At 57.7% G+C, this 16,319-nt stretch carries 18 protein-coding genes and 1 tRNA gene; 7 read left to right on the top strand and 12 right to left on the bottom strand.

The features are described from left to right. The first annotated feature begins 29 nt into the window (after window positions 1–29). A complete protein-coding gene (locus DXH95_RS02185) occupies window positions 30–350 on the top strand; it encodes a hypothetical protein (protein ID WP_115547823.1) in 321 nt (106 codons plus the stop codon). A 115-nt stretch (window positions 351–465) separates the two neighbouring features. Here the strand turns inward: DXH95_RS02185 and DXH95_RS02180 are convergent. The 4 genes from DXH95_RS02180 to DXH95_RS02165 form a co-directional block, all read right to left on the bottom strand. Further along, window positions 466–542: transfer RNA gene (locus DXH95_RS02180), tRNA-Arg, on the bottom strand. Between the two features lie 35 nt (window positions 543–577). After that, entirely contained in the window at window positions 578–1,060 is a 483-nt protein-coding gene (locus DXH95_RS02175; RefSeq protein ID WP_115547822.1) for a DUF1178 family protein, read from the bottom strand. A 4-nt stretch (window positions 1,061–1,064) separates the two neighbouring features. Then, window positions 1,065–1,325 carry a glutaredoxin 3 gene (gene grxC / locus DXH95_RS02170; protein WP_115547821.1) on the bottom strand — a complete coding sequence of 87 codons (261 nt, stop codon included), beginning with the start codon at window positions 1,323–1,325 and terminating at the stop codon, window positions 1,065–1,067. A gap of 31 nt (window positions 1,326–1,356) precedes the next feature. Further along, window positions 1,357–2,121 carry a ComF family protein gene (locus DXH95_RS02165; RefSeq protein WP_115547820.1) on the bottom strand — a complete coding sequence of 255 codons (765 nt, stop codon included), beginning with the start codon at window positions 2,119–2,121 and terminating at the stop codon, window positions 1,357–1,359. Window positions 2,122–2,229: 108 nt separating this feature from the next. Between DXH95_RS02165 and DXH95_RS02160 the strand changes: the two genes are divergently transcribed. After that, on the top strand, window positions 2,230–2,988 hold the full coding sequence (locus DXH95_RS02160; protein WP_239016513.1) for a methyltransferase domain-containing protein: 759 nt from the start codon (window positions 2,230–2,232) through the stop codon (window positions 2,986–2,988). On the opposite strand, the gene DXH95_RS02155 is transcribed toward DXH95_RS02160, so the two are convergent. Continuing rightward, complete coding sequence (locus tag DXH95_RS02155; RefSeq protein WP_115547818.1) at window positions 2,983–3,378, bottom strand: (deoxy)nucleoside triphosphate pyrophosphohydrolase; 396 nt, start codon at window positions 3,376–3,378, stop codon at window positions 2,983–2,985. The genes DXH95_RS02160 and DXH95_RS02155 overlap by 6 nt on opposite strands. 80 nt (window positions 3,379–3,458) lie before the next feature. Here DXH95_RS02155 and DXH95_RS02150 point away from each other — a divergent pair, with 80 nt between their 5' ends. From DXH95_RS02150 to DXH95_RS02140, 3 genes are all read left to right on the top strand, one after another. Next, window positions 3,459–3,656 (top strand): Flp family type IVb pilin, encoded by a 198-nt coding sequence (locus DXH95_RS02150; RefSeq protein ID WP_338061696.1) that lies wholly within the window; start codon window positions 3,459–3,461, stop codon window positions 3,654–3,656. A 102-nt stretch (window positions 3,657–3,758) separates the two neighbouring features. Beyond that, window positions 3,759–3,923, top strand: coding sequence for a Flp family type IVb pilin (locus DXH95_RS02145; RefSeq protein WP_115547817.1), 165 nt, complete (start codon window positions 3,759–3,761; stop codon window positions 3,921–3,923). 170 nt (window positions 3,924–4,093) lie between these two features. Beyond that, window positions 4,094–4,498, top strand: coding sequence for a PilZ domain-containing protein (locus DXH95_RS02140; protein WP_115547816.1), 405 nt, complete (start codon window positions 4,094–4,096; stop codon window positions 4,496–4,498). Between the two features lie 4 nt (window positions 4,499–4,502). On the opposite strand, the gene pgl is transcribed toward DXH95_RS02140, so the two are convergent. The 7 genes from pgl to DXH95_RS02105 form a co-directional block, all read right to left on the bottom strand. Further along, window positions 4,503–5,210 carry a 6-phosphogluconolactonase gene (gene pgl, locus DXH95_RS02135; protein ID WP_115547815.1) on the bottom strand — a complete coding sequence of 236 codons (708 nt, stop codon included), beginning with the start codon at window positions 5,208–5,210 and terminating at the stop codon, window positions 4,503–4,505. A 17-nt stretch (window positions 5,211–5,227) separates the two neighbouring features. Then, entirely contained in the window at window positions 5,228–5,842 is a 615-nt protein-coding gene (eda, locus tag DXH95_RS02130; protein WP_115547814.1) for a bifunctional 4-hydroxy-2-oxoglutarate aldolase/2-dehydro-3-deoxy-phosphogluconate aldolase, read from the bottom strand. Window positions 5,843–5,851: 9 nt separating this feature from the next. Further along, entirely contained in the window at window positions 5,852–6,823 is a 972-nt protein-coding gene (glk, locus tag DXH95_RS02125) for a glucokinase (RefSeq protein WP_115547813.1), read from the bottom strand. Then, the gene (gene edd / locus DXH95_RS02120) at window positions 6,820–8,643 is read right to left on the bottom strand and encodes a phosphogluconate dehydratase (RefSeq protein ID WP_115547812.1); all 1,824 of its coding nucleotides are present in this window, start codon (window positions 8,641–8,643) and stop codon (window positions 6,820–6,822) included. Before edd ends, glk begins: the two co-directional genes overlap by 4 nt. Further along, complete coding sequence (zwf, locus tag DXH95_RS02115; protein ID WP_115547811.1) at window positions 8,636–10,081, bottom strand: glucose-6-phosphate dehydrogenase; 1,446 nt, start codon at window positions 10,079–10,081, stop codon at window positions 8,636–8,638. The genes edd and zwf overlap by 8 nt, the downstream gene beginning before the upstream one ends. A gap of 110 nt (window positions 10,082–10,191) precedes the next feature. Then, complete coding sequence (locus DXH95_RS02110; protein ID WP_115547810.1) at window positions 10,192–11,223, bottom strand: ACP S-malonyltransferase; 1,032 nt, start codon at window positions 11,221–11,223, stop codon at window positions 10,192–10,194. 91 nt (window positions 11,224–11,314) lie between these two features. Then, entirely contained in the window at window positions 11,315–13,510 is a 2,196-nt protein-coding gene (locus DXH95_RS02105) for a thiamine pyrophosphate-dependent enzyme (RefSeq protein ID WP_115547809.1), read from the bottom strand. Window positions 13,511–13,716: 206 nt separating this feature from the next. Here DXH95_RS02105 and DXH95_RS02100 point away from each other — a divergent pair, with 206 nt between their 5' ends. Beyond that, entirely contained in the window at window positions 13,717–15,108 is a 1,392-nt protein-coding gene (locus tag DXH95_RS02100) for a TonB-dependent receptor (RefSeq protein WP_115547808.1), read from the top strand. After that, window positions 15,109–16,308: a TonB-dependent receptor domain-containing protein gene (locus DXH95_RS02095; RefSeq protein WP_115547807.1), complete on the top strand. Its 1,200-nt coding sequence runs from the start codon at window positions 15,109–15,111 to the stop codon at window positions 16,306–16,308. Window positions 16,309–16,319 lie beyond the last annotated feature (11 nt).

Below are 16,319 nucleotides of genomic sequence, written 5' to 3'. Positions count from 1 at the left end.
TCCGGAATCAATCCGGGGAGGAAAGTTGCATGAAAAAATTTACGAAAGTCGCGGTCGCTGCGATTTTGCTCGCGCCGTTGGCCGCGTGCGGCGGTCAGGAAGCTGATAAAGCTGCTGAAGAAACCGGTGAAGCTGTCGAAGCAACCGGCGAAGCCGTTGATGCAGCTGCTGAAGAAGCAGTCGATGCGGCAGAAGGTGCAGCAGACGCAGCAGGTGATGCTGCTGCCAACGCTGGTGATACCATGAAAGAAGCTGCTGGTGATGCTGCTGCTGCTGCCGGGGATGCTGCTGCCAAGGCTGGCGATGCCGCCAAAGCTGCTGGCGATGCCGCGAAGGAAGCTACAAAGTAAGGCTTCGTAAACCCACAATCAGAGAGCCCGCCCAGCTTGCTGTGGCGGGCTTTTCTTTGGCCGGTTTCGGAGCGTCGCGTGTTCTTCGCAGTAAGTGCAAAAGGCTTTTATATGCTGGTGCACCCGACAGGATTCGAACCTGTGGCCCCCAGATTAGGAATCTGATGCTCTATCCTGCTGAGCTACGGGTGCGCCACTGACGGCTTTAGCCGCGCGGCTCGATAGCGTCAATTTTTGGCGTCGGGAGGAACGAACGGCAGTGGCAAAGGTGCGACGGATATCCCTTCGTCATGCAGCTCGCGCGCATCATCCAGCGATGCGCTGCCATGAATGATACGCTCCGGCGCATCTCCATAGTGGATTGCCCGCGCTTCATCGACGAAGCGATCGCCAACCCAGTCCGATTTCTCCAGCATTTTTGCCTGCATCTGGGCAATCTTGCCAATCATCTCCACCATTTCTGCTGGCATTTCCGGCATGTTGGCAACGACAACAGGTTCATTACCTTCATTTCGGACAGCTGGCACATCGACCTGATTTCCCTTGCGTCCAACATTAGGCGCCATAACCGTCTTATGCACTTCTGCATCGCCACACACCGGGCAGGAAAGCAGTCCACTTAGCTTCTGTTGGTCGTAATCGGCTGACGAGCCAAACCAGCCTTCAAACCGATGCGCGCCAGCGGTGCAAATCAGATCATAGGCAATCATGGAGTCAGATCTCTGCCAGCAACGGATCGAGCCGACCAGCGGCCTCTAAAGCCATCAGATCGTCGCAGCCGCCGACATGGTGGCCATTGATGAATATTTGGGGAACGGTGGTGCGGCCATTGGATCGCGCCAACATATCGTCCCGCACGGGCCCGCCGCTTGCGTCGAGTTCCTTATAGGCGACGCCCTTTGAATCGAGCAGTGCCTTGGCCCGATAGCAAAATGGGCAGGCGAATTTGGTGAAAATCTCAACGGATGCGCTCATGCTACCCAGATGGGAGCCTGCACGCCGCGCGTCAAGATAGACCGTCGATGGAATGCCCAAGTTCGAGTGCCTCGGGTAGAACCCGTGACCAGCAAAAAATGGTAACGCTGCTCGCGCCGGCGTTAAGCAAGGTCACAACACAGGCGTCGGTTGTCGCACCACTGGTGTACACATCGTCCACCAAGGCGACGTCTTTGCCGTTGATGCGGGCTTTAATGCGTTCGTTGATGGAAAACGCTCCTTTGACCATTGCCGCTCTTTGTTTGGCCGAAAGTCCGCCCAATGGGGTCGTGCGCCGGGTGCGCAAAAGTACATCCGGACAATAATCTCTCCGGCTAAGCCGGGCAAGTTCCTGCCCGATAAGCGCCGACTGGTTGAAACGCCGCCGCCATAGTCGAGTCCAATGCAAGGGAACGGGAACGAAAATCGCATCGGTCGACAGATCCGCAGCATGCCGCTGCAACAGACTGGCAATCAAGCGTGCCAAACCGATTTTTCCACCATATTTCAGCTTGAGCGCAATATCACGGGCGATGTCGCCATAGGCTAAGACGGCCTTGATGCCAGAATGCCTTGGCGGCTTCGTCAGGCAGGCTCCACATTGTGCATTCACGCCGCCCGCAAATGGCAACGGCAAATCGCATGTCGAGCATGCAGGCTGCGCGAGGAAATGCAGTTGCTGCCAACAGCCCGAACAAAATTGATTCTGGTCTGGCGTGATCACGCCGCAAGCCGGGCAGCGCGGGGGAAGCGCAAAGTTGACCAGCGTTCGCAGGGGAAGCGCTAAAGATTGCATATGCTACTTGTCCGATATTCCCAAGCGCGGCACAAGCGGCATATGCAACAGGCCAGCCCACCTGAAATTTTCGACCGACATCGCCGCCGGGCCCTGCAAGTGCGTGCCATGCATCGATCACAGAGGCGCCAATTCCTGTGGGACATATTGTTCGACGATGTCGCGGATCGGCTTGCGTGCACAACGCGCGATTTCGAAAGCTGCCTGATAATCGGGCCGCTGGCTTGCCGAGCCGAGGAATTGACAGCTGGCAAAGCCGGAGCGGTTGCAACCTTAACGATAGCTGATGAGGATCGACTTGATCTGAGCGCCGAAGAGTATGATCTGATTATCGCAGCCGGTACGCTGGATAGCGTCAACGATCTGCCCGGTGCGCTGATTCAGATCCGCCGGTCACTGCGACCGGACGGGCTATTCCTGGGCGCAATGTTTGGTGCGGGAACATTGACTAGCCTGAAAAAAACGATGCTCACAGCCGATGGGGAAAAAACGACGGCGCATATTCACCCCCAAATTGAGTTGCGATCGGCCGCAGATTTGTTGTCGCGGACAGGCTTTGCACTGCCCGTTGCCGACAAGATCGGCTATGATGTGAGATATTCGTCCTGGAAAACCGCGGTGGCTGATTTGCGCGATGCGGGGTTGGGCAATTGCCTTGCCGGCCATCGGCGATATCTTGGACGAGACTATCCGCAAAAACTGGATATGGCTTGGGCTCAACAGGCAGGTGACGACGCCAAGGTCACCGAACGATTTGAATTCATCCACTTGAGCGGCTGGGCACCCTCGCCCGATCAACCCCGCCCGGCTGCGCGTGGCAGCGGAAAAGTTTCGCTCGCCACAACATTGGGAAAGACAGGGTTATAATTCGAGCTTCTGCAGCAATGGCAGCAGCGGCAAATCGGCGGGTGGCATTTCGAGAGAATACATCTCCTGTAACGTAAACCAGCCGATTTCCTGTTGCTCCAGCGATGTCAGTTCTCCCATCCATCTACTGCAATGGTAGAGCAGCAGAATCAGATTCCGGTTGCCGAGATCGGCACTTGCGAAGCAAAGTGGCGTCAAATCTTCGACATCAACCTGGACGCCCAACTCTTCCGACAGCTCGCGGACAAGGGCTGCTTCCGGCGTTTCGTCTGAATCGATTTTCCCTCCTGGAAACTCCCAAAGCCCAGCCATTTCGCGGCCTTCCGGGCGTTTCTGCAAAAAAATCCGACCAGCACCATCCTTCAAAACGGCGGCCACAACGTAAAGCATTGTCGGATTATTTTGCACTTCGCTTCCTTCTGGAAAGTTTTTGTTAACACCTATGTGAAAAAACAAGGGCGTCGAAACCCATGCATGAATTGGAACAGCTCATGTTGAATTTTTTGAGGGGCATTTTGAAGTCCCAAGCAGGGGCGACGGCGGTTGAGTACGGACTGATAGTATCATTGGTAGTCGTGGCCATTATGGCGGCGATTGGCAATGTCGCAAACTCTACAAACAATATGTGGAATAGAGTTTCGAACGAGATTGTTACGGCAACGGAATAATTTCGGTGTTTAACGAATTGGTAGGACAATTTGTAATATCAGTTCAGGGACAGTCGGTTTTTTACAGACTGCCGGGTGAACAAATTGAACAGGAGACCTGAGATGAAAATGATCAAAAAGCTTTTCAAGAATGAAGAAGGCGCAACCGCAATCGAGTATGGCCTGATTGCCGCTCTTATCGCAGTTGCTGCTATTGTTGCCATGGGTCAGCTGGGCAACAACCTCGAAAACACCTTCAACGAAGTCAACAACGGTCTTGAGCAGTAATCTGCCAAATCGTTGACCTGACAACAGTCAGGTACCTTCGAAAGACATGGGGCGGGAACCTTTTGGTTCTCGCCCTTTTCTTTATAAATATGTGCGGCCTGTTAACCAATTGGCGACCAATTGCGCCTATTTTCAAGGTCTTCAATCACAAAGTGGACCTTTGAGATCCCATGAACAAGCCGCTGGAACAGACTGACATGGACGACACTTCGGAATCGAACCGGTCGAATGATCGCAATAGCTTGCTTCTGAAAGCAGTATTGCGCTTTCCTTCTTCGGGTACGGAAAACGAAGTCCGCATCCGCAACCTATCCTCCGGAGGCTTGATGGCCGAAGCGCCGCTCCGTGCGAGCCGTGGCGAAGTGGCCGAAATCAACTTGAAAAATATCGGCTGGATAACCGGCAAGGTCGCATGGGTTGCAGAGTCGCGCATCGGAATCGCGTTCGACTATCCGATCGACCCCAAAGCGGCGCGTCAAGCCGTCGGCACCAGCAAGGTTGACGAAACCATGCCGCATTATTTGCGCAAACTGAACCAGCAGGCAACGCAAAAGCCGCCGCTCCGTCGTATTTGAAAGCTCAGCTGGTCAGGCAATAAATATCGACTGGTACCGTCAAGGCGTCAAAGACGCGGCCTACCGGATAATTCGACTTTTTCCCGTCCTCGATCGCTTTTTCCAGAACTGTCTGCTTATCCGTCCCGTTGATTACGAACATCGTCGTCCGCGCCTCAACAATAGCCGGAAGGGTTAGAGTCACTCGGTCGACTGGTGCTTCAGGCGGCATTGGATCGGGTTTGACGCCAATGGCACGGACGTTCTTGGCCGGTGCCAGTGCCTCGTCAAAATCTGGGCCTGGGAATATTGATGCCGTATGGCCGTCGGCACCCATGCCCAGCCAGACCAAGTCGAGCGGCCAGTGCAGTTCGGAAAGCCGGGCGTTTGCAGCATTGCCTGCCAATTTGTAATCCGCAGCCTCGCTGTTGAGCGGCAATACGCGCGCGCCCTTGGGCAGAAAAATCTTTGCCAGCATTGCGACATTCGACAGCGGATCGCTGACCGGCACCAGCCGTTCGTCGGTCGGGATGATCGTCACACCCTTCCAGCGCAGCGGCGCTTCGGCAAGCTTTTCGAGAATCGGCTTGGGCGTATTGCCGCCGGGAAAAGCCACCAGTGCCTGCCCACGCGCATCGAGCGCGCTTTCGATGATGAAAGTTACGTCACCGACAACACCGTCGATAAACTCTTCTGCCGAATCAAATTCCCACCACTCGATTTCTTCGGCCATGTACCTTTTCCTTTGGCTTAGCGCGCCAGCGCAGCGGCTGCGCGCGCCGCAGCCTCTATCGCTGCGACATCGGGGGCTCCTTTAGCAACAAGCCAGCTGCCGCCAACACATAAAATCTCCGGAACCGCAAGCCAGTCAGCTGCGGTATCTTGGCGGATGCCGCCTGTCGGGCAGAATTTGCACTGCCCGAACGGCCCGATGAGCGATTTCAGCGCTGGCAGGCCACCATTGGCTTCTGCAGGAAAAAATTTGAAATGTGTGAGGCCAAGATCGAGTCCGCGCATGATATCGCCTGCATTTGCGATGCCGGGCAGGAAGGGAATACCACTTTCAACCGCCGCTGCGCCCAGCTTGTCGGTCAGGCCCGGCGAAACGATAAACTCGCTGCCTGCCGCAATCGCCGCATGCAGACCGGCGACGTCGACGACCGTTCCCGCACCTACAATCGCGCCCGAAACCTTTTTCATTTCCCGAATGGCTTCAAGGCCTGCCTCTGTGCGCAAGGTCACTTCAAGAACGCGCAACCCGCCTGCGACCAACGCCTCGGCAATTGGCTTGGCATGTGCAACATCGTCGATTACCAGCACCGGGATAACCGGCGCGGTGCGCATGATGCTTTCGATTGGTTTCATGTCTTGTTCCTATCCGTGCTGGCGGGCAAAGGCAGCCGCCGCACCAAACAGCCCCGGTTGTGGATGGGTAATCAGCTTTACCGGAAGGCCTGCCATCAATCCCTCAAACCGCCCCTTGGCGCGAAAACGTTCTGCAAAGCCCGAACGCAGCAGCGTATCCTTGATACGCAGGCCGAGCCCGCCTGCGATTACCACCCCGGCAAAACCGCCCTGGGCTAACGCGATATCGCCAGCTACGCTGCCCAGCGAGAGGCAGAAGCGATCGACGGCAGCAGCCGCAAGACTGTCTTCACCCGACGTGCCGAGCGCCCACAATTCCTTGTCGTCGAGTTGCTGGATCGCCCTGCCCTCTATGCTCGCAAGCGTTTCATAGATTTCGACGAGGCCGGGCCCTGATACAACGCGCTCGACCGATACGCGGCGATAACGTTTACGCAGCTTGGCCAGTACCGCATCTTCTATGCTGTCGAGCGGCGCAAAATCTATATGCCCGCCTTCGGTCGCCTGCACATGATAATGCCCACCCGTGCGCAGCAGATGCGCAACGCCCAAACCGGTGCCGGGGCCGATGATGCTTATTGTGCCGGTCGCAGCTAGAGGCTGGTCGGGGCCGCAGAGATGGACGAAATGTTCGGCATCGGCCTGCGCCACGGCATGGCCAACCGCCTCGAAATCATTGACCAGCGTATAGGCATCGACCCGCAGCTTTTCCTTGATCAGCGCGGGGCGGATGATCCACGGATTGTTGGTGAACTTGATCACCTCGGCGTTGATCGGCCCGGCGATGGCAATCGCCACTGCCTGCGGGATGGGTTCGTCGATCATCTCGTCAAACGCCTCCCATGCAGTTTGGAAGGACGCATGTTCGGCGGTTTTCATAGTGACGGGTTCGCCAAGCAAAACCACTTTACCATCAGCCACTTCAGCGAGCGCAAAGCGCGCATGGGTGCCGCCGATGTCGACGGTGACGAGCCGGGTCACAGCCCGGCCTCCGCCAGCATCGCCGACCCGCCCTTTTCGGCTTCGTCGGCGAAATGGCGCATGATGGCAAAAAGCTCGCGGCCTACACCCGGTTCGGCAGGTGGTTGTTTGGCAGGCTCGCGCGCATCCCATTCGGCGGCATCAACCAGCGCTTCAAGGCTGCCTTTGTTGGCGCAGAGCCGGACGATATCGCCGTCGCGCAATTTGCCCAACGGTCCGCCTTTGACGGCTTCGGGGCTGATATGGATGGCGGCCGGAACCTTGCCCGAAGCGCCTGACATGCGGCCATCGGTGACCAACGCGACCTTGAAACCCTTGTCCTGCAGCACGCCCAATGGCGGGGTCAGCTTGTGCAATTCGGGCATACCATTGGCCGCTGGCCCCTGAAAGCGAACGACGACGACCACGTCGCGGTCAAGTTCGCCCGCCTTAAACGCTGTGAGCACCTCATTCTGATCGCTGAAGACACGAGCCGGGGCCTCGATGGTCCAACGCGCTTCATCAACTGCGCTGGTCTTGAAAGTACCGCGCCCGAGATTGCCTTGCACCAGACGCATTCCGCCATCGGCCCGGAAGGGATCGGCCACACCCCGCAAGATGCTATCATCACCGGACTGCGCTGGCGCGGCATCCCAGACCAACTTCTCGCCATCCATCCGCGGTTCTTGTGCGCCAGCCGACAGTCCGCCACCGTAAACGGTCATGATGTCGTCATGCGCGAGGCCCGCCTCGACCAGCTCACGGATCACGAACGGCATCCCGCCCGCCGCCGCGAAATAGTTCACATCGCCAGCGCCGTTGGGATAGACGCGTGCGATCAGCGGCACGACCGACGACAGTTCGTCCATATCCTGCCAGTCGACGGTAATCCCGGCCGCCCGTGCTATCGCGGGGAGGTGCAGCACATGGTTGGTCGATCCACCGGTTGCCAGCAGCCCGACGATGGCATTCACAATCGCCTTTTCATCAACGCACTGACCGAATGGGCGGTAATCCTGGCCTTCCCAGCCGATCTCGGTAATCCGATGCGTGGCTGCACGGGTCAGTTCCTGCCGCAGCTTGGTGCCGGGATTGCAAAAGCTCGAGCCGGGCATATGGAGGCCCATCATCTCCATCATCATCTGGTTGGAATTGGCGGTTCCATAAAAGGTGCAGGTGCCCGCGCCATGATAGGAAGCGGCTTCGGCTTCGAGCAGTTCTTCACGGCCGACCTTGCCCTCGGCGAACAACTGGCGGACCCGCTGCTTTTCCTTATTGGCTAGGCCCGACGGCATCGGCCCGGCCGGTATCAGGATCATCGGCAGATGGCCGAAACGCAGCGCACCGATCAGCAGGCCGGGAACAATCTTGTCGCATAGACCCAAGAGCAATGCGCCTTCGAACATGCCATGGCTGAGGCCGATGGCTGCGCCCATTGCGATATTGTCTCGACTGAACAGCGACAATTCCATCGACAGTTGGCCTTGAGTCACCCCGTCGCACATCGCCGGAACGCCGCCTGCGACCTGCGCGGTTGCGCCTTTCTCGCGCGCCCATAATTTGATCTGCTCGGGATAGCGGCCATAGGGCTGATGCGCCGACAACATGTCATTATAGGCGGTGATGATGCCGATATTCATCGCCTTGCCGCCACGGATCGCGGCTTTGTCATCACCGCTAGCCGCGAAACCATGCGCCAGATTTCCGCAAGACAGCACATCACGATTGACCCCGGCATCTCGGGCGCGGGCAATCAAATCAAGATAGGCGGTGCGGCCCGGTTTAGAGCGTTCAATGATGCGGTTGGTAACCGCCTCGACGACCGGATGAAGCTTATTCATGCCAGCTCACTCCATCGCGCTCGACCAGTGCAATTGCTGCATTGGGGCCCCATCCGCCAGCACCGTAATTTTTGGGTTTCAAGCCGGTGTCAGCCCACAATTGGCGGATGGCATCGACCCAAGTCCATTGCGCCTCCACTTCATCGCGGCGGACGAACAATGTTTGGTCGCCTTCGATAAGGTCGAGCAGCAAGCGCTCATAAGCGATGCGGCGGCGCGAGCCTGCAAAGGCCGTGGTCAGCGACAGGTCCAGCGGCACTTCGCGAAGGGTTACGCCGCCGCGATCAAGCCCCGGCTCTTTCGCCATCACAAGCAGGCGGACATATTCTTCGGGCTGCAAGCGGATGATCAGCGCGTTCGCCTCCAACCGTCCACCACGATCTTTGAAGATGTTGTGCGGTACAGGCTTGAACTGGATCACAATCTCGCTGCGCCGTTCGGCCAGGCGCTTGCCCGTGCGCAAATAGAACGGCACGCCCTGCCAGCGCCAATTATCGACAAAGGCTTTGATCGCGACAAAGGTTTCGGTGTCCGAAGATTTGCCCAGATCGCTGTCATAGCTTGCAACCGGCGCGCCCTTAACCGCACCCTCGCTATATTGGCCGGTGACGACATCGCCCTCCTGAACCGCGCGCAAGGCGCGGAGAACCTTGACTTTTTCGTCGCGTATGGCGGTGGAATCAAGATTGGCAGGCGGCTCCATCGCGGTCAGCGCCACCAGTTGCAACATATGATTCTGCACCATATCGCGCAGCGCACCGGTATCGTCGTAGAAACCTGCGCGACCTTCTAGGCCCACCGTTTCACTAACCGTTATCTGCACATGCTCGATCGCATTGGCGTTCCACAGCGGTTCGAACAACATATTGCCGAAACGCAGTGCCATCAGGTTCTGGACGGTTTCCTTGCCCAGATAATGGTCGATGCGGAAGGTGCGGCTTTCGGGGAAAACCGCGTTGACGGCGTCGTTGATTGAGCGGCTGGAGGCCAGATCGTTACCCAGCGGCTTTTCGAGGCCGATGCGGACATTGTCCCCGGCAAGACCCGCTGCATGCAGGCCTTTGATCGTTGGCTCAAAAAGGAAGGGCGCAGTCGACAGGAAGATCGAAAGCCCGCCGGAAATGTCGCCAATCTTTTCGGCGAGTGCAGCAAAGCCTTCGGGCTTTGACGCATCAAGTGCCTGATAGTGCAGCCGCATCAGAAAGGCGTCGATCTTGCCTTCATCCTTGCGGTCGTCTGGCAGGAATTCGCACAAGGCCTCCTTGGCAAAGCTGCGGAAACTTTCGTCACCATGTTCGCTGCGGGCAGTACCGAATATACGCAAATTGGGTGCAATCAATTCGTCCGAATGCAGCGCATAAAGCGAAGGCAGCAGCATCCGCCGCGACAGATCGCCGGTCGCGCCGAACAGCAAAAGGGTCTCGCTATGCTGGCTCATTTCAGTCCTTCTCCCAGCCGCATGGTCGCGCGCCTTCGACAACCATATAGCAGCGATGTCAAATGGCTAGGAGTGCCGGAAAGCGTTTATTCGTATGTAACGCGATGCCCCTAAGCGGTAACCACGCCGCGCTGCTCGGCCATGCCCATCGAAACCAGCACCGGATCCGCTGCCTGCCGTTGCTGGAAATCAGCCTTGCCCTTCAGTCCGCGCCAGCCGCAGGCAATCAGCGCCTGCGCAACCGGGGCACCCAATGTGGTGCCGGGGCCGAGCACGGCGATACGATCAGGGCAAAATTCGCGCGCAGCAACCTGCACTGCGCGGGTGAAATCATAGGCGCGATTAATCTGTGCACCCAGCGTGTAATCGTAGATCGCCTCCGCATCGAACGCCTTGGGCGACCAGATTTTGCCGGTACCGTCGATGGCCGGAATCGCACCCTCGCCAAAATCCGCAACCGGGTTCGCATCATGCGCCAAAGGCACAATATGGTCGAGCAAAGGCGAGTGGAATGCGGCGTGATAATTGAGCTTCATCGGAAAGCGGTCATCCTTGGGCAACCGCTCCATCAGCCATTTCATGCCCGCTTCGTCGGCAGCAAAAACGATCATTGCGCCCAGCCGGATCGAAACATGCACCGCGCGACCATCTTGTGTGGCTTCGGCGAGTACCGCATCAGCCTCAGCAGCCTTGGCAGGGTCGATACGCCAGTCGGCGTCGGCCAGCGACCAGACGACCTGACCGCCCTGTCCCTTTTCATGCATCAAGCCACCCATGGTGTTGACCAACCGAGCGCCTGCATCGAAATCCACCACGCCGGCGCAACTAAGCGCCAGATACCAGCCCATCGAGTTACCGGTGACCGCAACGACCTCAAACCGGTCACGATCAATCGCCGCAAAGTCGGCGAGCGCGCAGGCGTAGATCAGAAGCGAAGCATTATCGCCGGGCATGTGTATTGACGGGCTATATTTCTCTGCGCCGTCGAGCGCCGAAATCGTCGGCTGACCGAGCCTTGCGCGGTACGCATCGAGCTGCGCAACTTGCGCGCCCCCACCATCATGATGACGTTTCAGATAGCCGAGTTCGGTCGCATTATAGGTTCCGCGTCCAGGGCAGACTACCAGAAGCTTCTCTTTCATACGTTTAACCCCAAACCGTAGCCCTGAGCTTGTCGAAGGGCGCTTGTCGGAGAGGCGTGCTTCGACAGGCTCAGCACTACGGTTTTGGTCGTCATTTGCCCACCGCCTTCAGCGCCGCCTCAATAATCGTCGCCTTGCTGGGCAAGGTCAGTTCCGCCGCCGGGCCCAATGCGATGAAACAATCATCCGCAGTCAAACGGCTGCTGTCATTCCCACGCCCCGCTTCCGCGAGAATGGTCATCAGCTTTTCCGACGGGCTACCCGCGCGGCGGCATTCATCGACCACGAGGATTTTCTTCGCCGACGCCACCGCCCCGACAATCCCCGCTTCGTTGAGCGGGTGGAGCCAGCGCAGATCGATGATGCGCAGATCGACACCCTTGGCGCGCAGTTCGGCTTCGGCCTGCCGCGAGAGGTAATAGCCGTTGCCGTAGGTGACGATGGCAAGGTCCTTGCCCTTGCCATGCACGCCCAGTTCGCCGAGCGTGATCGGCTTGGAGTCTGAGGGCGCGGTATAGCTGGCCGCCCAGCCGCCATCGCCCGCCTCGGCCAGATCGGTGGTGTGATAGAGCGCAATCGGTTCGACGAAGACTATAACGCGGCCATCTTCATGGGCCAGCCGCACACATTCACGCAGCATGGCAGGCGCATCAGCGGCGCAGCTTGGCACAGCGACGATGATGCCCGGAATGTCTGTCAAAACCGCCAGGCTGTTGTCGTTGTGGAAATGCCCGCCAAAGCCCTTTTGATAGGGAAGCCCGGCAATGCGGACGACCATCGGATTGCGATATTGCTGGTTTGAAAAGAAGCTGAGCGTGGCTGCCTCGCCACGGATCTGGTCCTCGGCATTGTGCAGATAGGCGAGGAACTGGATTTCGGGGATCGGGACAAAACCGTTATGCCCCATGCCGATTGCAAGACCGAGAATAGTTTGTTCGTCGAGCAGTGTGTCGAACACCCGTGCTGGTCCGAATTTGTCCTGCAATCCCTGGGTCACGCCATAGACGCCGCCCTTGCGCGCCACGTCCTCGCCAAAAAGCGAGACATTGGGATAGCGTTGCATCAGATCAGCCAACGCGAAGTTGATCGATTTCGCCAGCGTTACCGGCTTGGCCAGATTGCGTGCATCCTTGACGAACAGCGTGTCGCGTGACGCAGTATCGGGAAATTCGGGAGAAGCCTTGCCGCCCACCTTGGGTGCAATCGGCGTCATGATCTCTTCTTTCGTCGACAGGCGCGGCTTGGTCAGCGCTTCGGCGGCAACCCGCTCGACCCGCTGACGCATTTCTTCATAGCGCCCCACAATTTCTTCGCGGCTCAGCCCGCCATGCTGCAGCAAAATGCGGGCGCTGTGGAGTAGAGGATCCTGTGCCTCATTGGCTTCAATGGCTTCTAGCGCCGAATAGCTTGCCTCGACATCCGCTCCTGCATGCCCCATCAAACGTACAGTACGCATGTGCAGGAAAACCGGCTTGCGACGGCTGCGCGCATAAGTAACGGCCTCTTCGCATCCGCGCATCGCATCAAGCATGTCGACGCCGTCACATTGGATGTAATGCAGCGCGGGGCGGTTTGCGAAATTGGCCTCTACCCAACCGCCGGGCGTACGCACGGAAATGCCGATGCCATTATCCTCGCAGAGGAATATCAGCGGCATGGGCAAGTGCTGGTAAGCGGCCCAGCAAGCCGAGTTGATTGCCCCTTGCGAAGTCGAATGGTTCGCCGAAGCATCGCCGAACGAGCAGAGGATAACGGCGTCGTGGGGCAGCGCGGCATCGTCGAGTTTCAGCCGCTGCGCCATACCGATGCTGTGTGCCGCGCCAACGGCCTTTGGCAAATGCGAGGCAATGGTGCTGGTCTGCGGGGGAACAAAGGTCTGCGCACAGCCCAGCACCTTGTGCCGCCCGCCCGAAATCGGGTCTTCAGCCGAGGCCGCAAAGCTCAGCGCCATGTCGTAAAGCGGGGTCAGCCCGCCAGCCTGCTTTTTGCGCTGGATCAGGAAGGCCGCGTCGCGATAGTGCAGGAATGCCATATCGGTTTGGCGCGTGGTCGCAGCCATCGCCGCCGTGCCTTCATGCCCCGAACTGCCAATCGAATAAAATGTCTTTCCTTTTGAACGCCTTGCCCAAAGGTCGAGATGGCGCGACATGATCTGGCTATCGAACAGATCGACCAGTTGGTGCGCCGGTGGAACGGGCAGATAGTGGTTGCTGCGGGCGGTCGGTAAATCACCAGCCAAAACACGTTTGGCAAAGCCTTCATCGATAATCGTTGGTCGGTCAAACATGCGCCGAGGGTTTAGCCAGATGCTGCATAAATGCCACAGCAAAAAACAAAGTTTAATCGAACGATTAAAGCTGTGGGCATGGAAAATCCGCTGCTTAGTAAGTACACTGTTTCCAATTATCCCCGGGAGAATCCGTCAAGGAAGCAAATTCAAACGCCCAGACCGGCATACGGCAGGCACAGTTTACGTAAACTAAGGAGAGGTACATGCGTCGATTGAATCGACTCAGTGCAATTGCACTCAGTTCAACCATGCTCGCGACATTCGGTTTCGCGCCAGCTTATGCGCAGGACGCGCAGGCCGAGGAAGAATCCTACGAAAATGAACCCATCATCGTTACCGCAACCCTGCGTGCGATGGATGTGCAGGACATTCCAATCGCGGTGACCGCTGTCGCCCCCGAAACGCTTGAGCGTCAGGGCGTTGCCGACATCAAGAATCTGGCTTCGATTTCGCCGAGCTTTAATATCCAGTCTTCGCAAACTGAAACGCAAGGTACCTCGATCAAGATCCGCGGAGTAGGCACCACTGGTAACAATACCGGGCTCGAAAGCTCTGTCGGCGTTTTTATTGACGGCGTCTACCAGTCGCGCCCCGGCGTGGCCCTCGGCGATCTTGTTGATCTTGAGCGTCTGGAAATTCTGCGTGGCCCGCAAGGCACGCTGTTCGGTCGTAACACCTCGGCAGGTGCGTTGAACATCACAACGCGTCGCCCGAGCCTGAGCGAGTTCGAAGGCTTTGCCAACGCCTCTTACGGCAATTACGACTTCATGAATGTGCAGGCGGGTGTCAGCGTTCCGATTGCACAGGATGTAGCCGCTGTCCGTGTATCGGGCACATGGCGCAAGCGCGATGGCTTCCTGAAAAGCGCAACCGGCGCAACCAGCAACGATCGTGATCGTTACATGCTGCGTGGCCAGCTCTATGTTGAGCCCAACTCAGACGTGAGCATCCGCATCCTCGCCGATTATTCGAAGGTCGACGAAAAATGCTGCGATGCCGTTGTCATGCGGGAAACAGAACTGCAGCCATTCTTTGCATTCCACGGCCTGACAAGCGACGGTATCGACCAAGTCGGCCGCCCTGCGCTGCAGAACCTGTCCACCAATGGGCAGCAATATCTGAACAGTTCCAAACAATGGGGTGTCTCGGGTGAGTTGAAGTGGGACTTTGGCGGTGCCAAACTGACCTCGATCACCGCTTATCGTGACTTCCAGTCGCAATCGAGCCAGGACGATTTTGTTGGTCTGCAGATTTACTCGGTTGGTACCAAGGGTGTAACTGCCGCTCCCGGCACGCCGCCCAATGGCGACAACATCAAGGCCTTTACACAGGAACTGCGTTTGCAGGGCACTGCATTCAACGACAAGCTCGACTGGCTAATCGGCGGCTTTTACGGCAAGGAAAAGATTGAAGCGCAGGGCGTGATGACACTCGGTGCGGATTTCCAGCGTGCCAACAGCGCCTTCAACTTCGGTCCTGCTGCCGGAGTAAACCCGTTGTTCGCGCTGACAGCGCTTGGCAATGGCGGCATTCCGGTCAACTCTAACGGTGCCAATGCGGTCAACCTGTTTGATCAGGAAGCGACCACATTCTAGGTGTTCACCCACAATGTGATCAACTTCACCGACCGGTTGAGCCTGACGCTCGGCGCGCGTTATGTCGACGAGAAGAAGGTCGCAAGCTTTGACCAGTTGTCAGCGTCGAACGCGGCTTGCCAGGCAAGCGTCACGGGCGTCCTCAATGGATTGGTTCCTGGCGCATTGGCACCGGGCCTGGTCGGCCTCAACTGCTTCCCGTTTGTCGCTCCGGTCAACCTGACCGCTCCGGCAGCACTGGGTGGTGGTCTTGCCAGCCGCCTGTTGCCGCTGCCGCGCGAATGGGCGCAGACGTTCAAGGATGATGAAATCACCTATACGGCCCAGCTCGGCTTCAAAGCTTCGGACGATGTCCTGCTTTATGCCGGTTACAGCCACGGTTTCAAATCGGGCGGTTTCAACCTCGATGCCACTTCGGCGAACCTGCTGAACTCGTCGGCGATCCTTGCCGGTCTTGCACAACCGACTCCGGTTATTGTTGCTCCGCAATATGCCGACCCTTCGTTCAAGTCTGAAAAGGTTGACCAGATCGAAGTTGGTGTGAAAGCGACGCTCGGTCGCTTCAAGGCTAACCTTGCCGTGTTTGACATGAAGATGAGCGACTTCCAGGTGCTGGAATTTACCGGCATCCAGTTCCTCACCTTCAACGTAAACTCGGCACGTTCGACGGGTGCGGAACTCGAAGTCTTTGGCAGCTTGAGCGATTACATCACCGGTAACGTCGCCATGACCTACGCAGACTCACGTTATCCGAGCAACTGCGGTGTAGGCGTTGCGCCTGCTGCTGCAGCAGCGGTTGCCCGTCTCTGTGGTGGCAGCCTGACTAACGCACCCAAATTCTCGGGTGTCATGGGGCTGACCTATGACGGTCCGCTTGATAGCTCGGGTTGGGGCCTGCTGGTCAACGGCAACATCAACTATTCGAGCAAGCGTCGCACCAGCACCATTCCGCTGGACACCAACGGACTGCCAGTGCCGTTCGATTACCAGAATGCCTATTTCAAGATGAATGCGCGTATCGGCCTGACGACGCCCGATGAGCGCTTCACCTTCGAACTTTGGGGCACCAACCTGTCGAACGAAATCACCCGCGGCATCACCGCCAACACCCCGCTCCGTGGCGGTGCTGGCACGCGCTCACGCATTGGTTTCGTCGAAGAACCCCGCATGTACGGCCTGACCGTGCGCGCCAAGTTCTGATAGACAACACA

Source organism: Sphingorhabdus pulchriflava, assembly GCF_003367235.1.
Lineage (GTDB): Bacteria > Pseudomonadota > Alphaproteobacteria > Sphingomonadales > Sphingomonadaceae > Sphingorhabdus_B > Sphingorhabdus_B pulchriflava.
Note: the sequence above shows the minus strand (reverse complement) of the source record. Positions and strands in the feature narration are given on the sequence as shown.

What these genes read in the sequence shown, in the direction of transcription:
- DXH95_RS02145 (WP_115547817.1), top strand. Translation starts at nt 3,759, where the DNA reads ATGAAAATGATCAAAAAGCTTTTCAAGAATGAAGAAGGCGCAACCGCA.
- edd (WP_115547812.1), bottom strand. Translation starts at nt 8,643, where the DNA reads ATGAATAAGCTTCATCCGGTCGTCGAGGCGGTTACCAACCGCATCATT.
- grxC (WP_115547821.1), bottom strand. Translation starts at nt 1,325, where the DNA reads ATGAGCGCATCCGTTGAGATTTTCACCAAATTCGCCTGCCCATTTTGC.
- zwf (WP_115547811.1), bottom strand. Translation starts at nt 10,081, where the DNA reads ATGAGCCAGCATAGCGAGACCCTTTTGCTGTTCGGCGCGACCGGCGAT.
- DXH95_RS02175 (WP_115547822.1), bottom strand. Translation starts at nt 1,060, where the DNA reads ATGATTGCCTATGATCTGATTTGCACCGCTGGCGCGCATCGGTTTGAA.
- DXH95_RS02100 (WP_115547808.1), top strand. Translation starts at nt 13,717, where the DNA reads ATGCGTCGATTGAATCGACTCAGTGCAATTGCACTCAGTTCAACCATG.
- DXH95_RS02140 (WP_115547816.1), top strand. Translation starts at nt 4,094, where the DNA reads ATGAACAAGCCGCTGGAACAGACTGACATGGACGACACTTCGGAATCG.
- DXH95_RS02105 (WP_115547809.1), bottom strand. Translation starts at nt 13,510, where the DNA reads ATGTTTGACCGACCAACGATTATCGATGAAGGCTTTGCCAAACGTGTT.
- DXH95_RS02155 (WP_115547818.1), bottom strand. Translation starts at nt 3,378, where the DNA reads ATGCTTTACGTTGTGGCCGCCGTTTTGAAGGATGGTGCTGGTCGGATT.
- DXH95_RS02160 (WP_239016513.1), top strand. Translation starts at nt 2,230, where the DNA reads ATGCATCGATCACAGAGGCGCCAATTCCTGTGGGACATATTGTTCGAC.
- DXH95_RS02185 (WP_115547823.1), top strand. Translation starts at nt 30, where the DNA reads ATGAAAAAATTTACGAAAGTCGCGGTCGCTGCGATTTTGCTCGCGCCG.
- DXH95_RS02165 (WP_115547820.1), bottom strand. Translation starts at nt 2,121, where the DNA reads ATGCAATCTTTAGCGCTTCCCCTGCGAACGCTGGTCAACTTTGCGCTT.
- DXH95_RS02150 (WP_338061696.1), top strand. Translation starts at nt 3,459, where the DNA reads ATGCATGAATTGGAACAGCTCATGTTGAATTTTTTGAGGGGCATTTTG.
- DXH95_RS02110 (WP_115547810.1), bottom strand. Translation starts at nt 11,223, where the DNA reads ATGAAAGAGAAGCTTCTGGTAGTCTGCCCTGGACGCGGAACCTATAAT.
- pgl (WP_115547815.1), bottom strand. Translation starts at nt 5,210, where the DNA reads ATGGCCGAAGAAATCGAGTGGTGGGAATTTGATTCGGCAGAAGAGTTT.
- eda (WP_115547814.1), bottom strand. Translation starts at nt 5,842, where the DNA reads ATGAAACCAATCGAAAGCATCATGCGCACCGCGCCGGTTATCCCGGTG.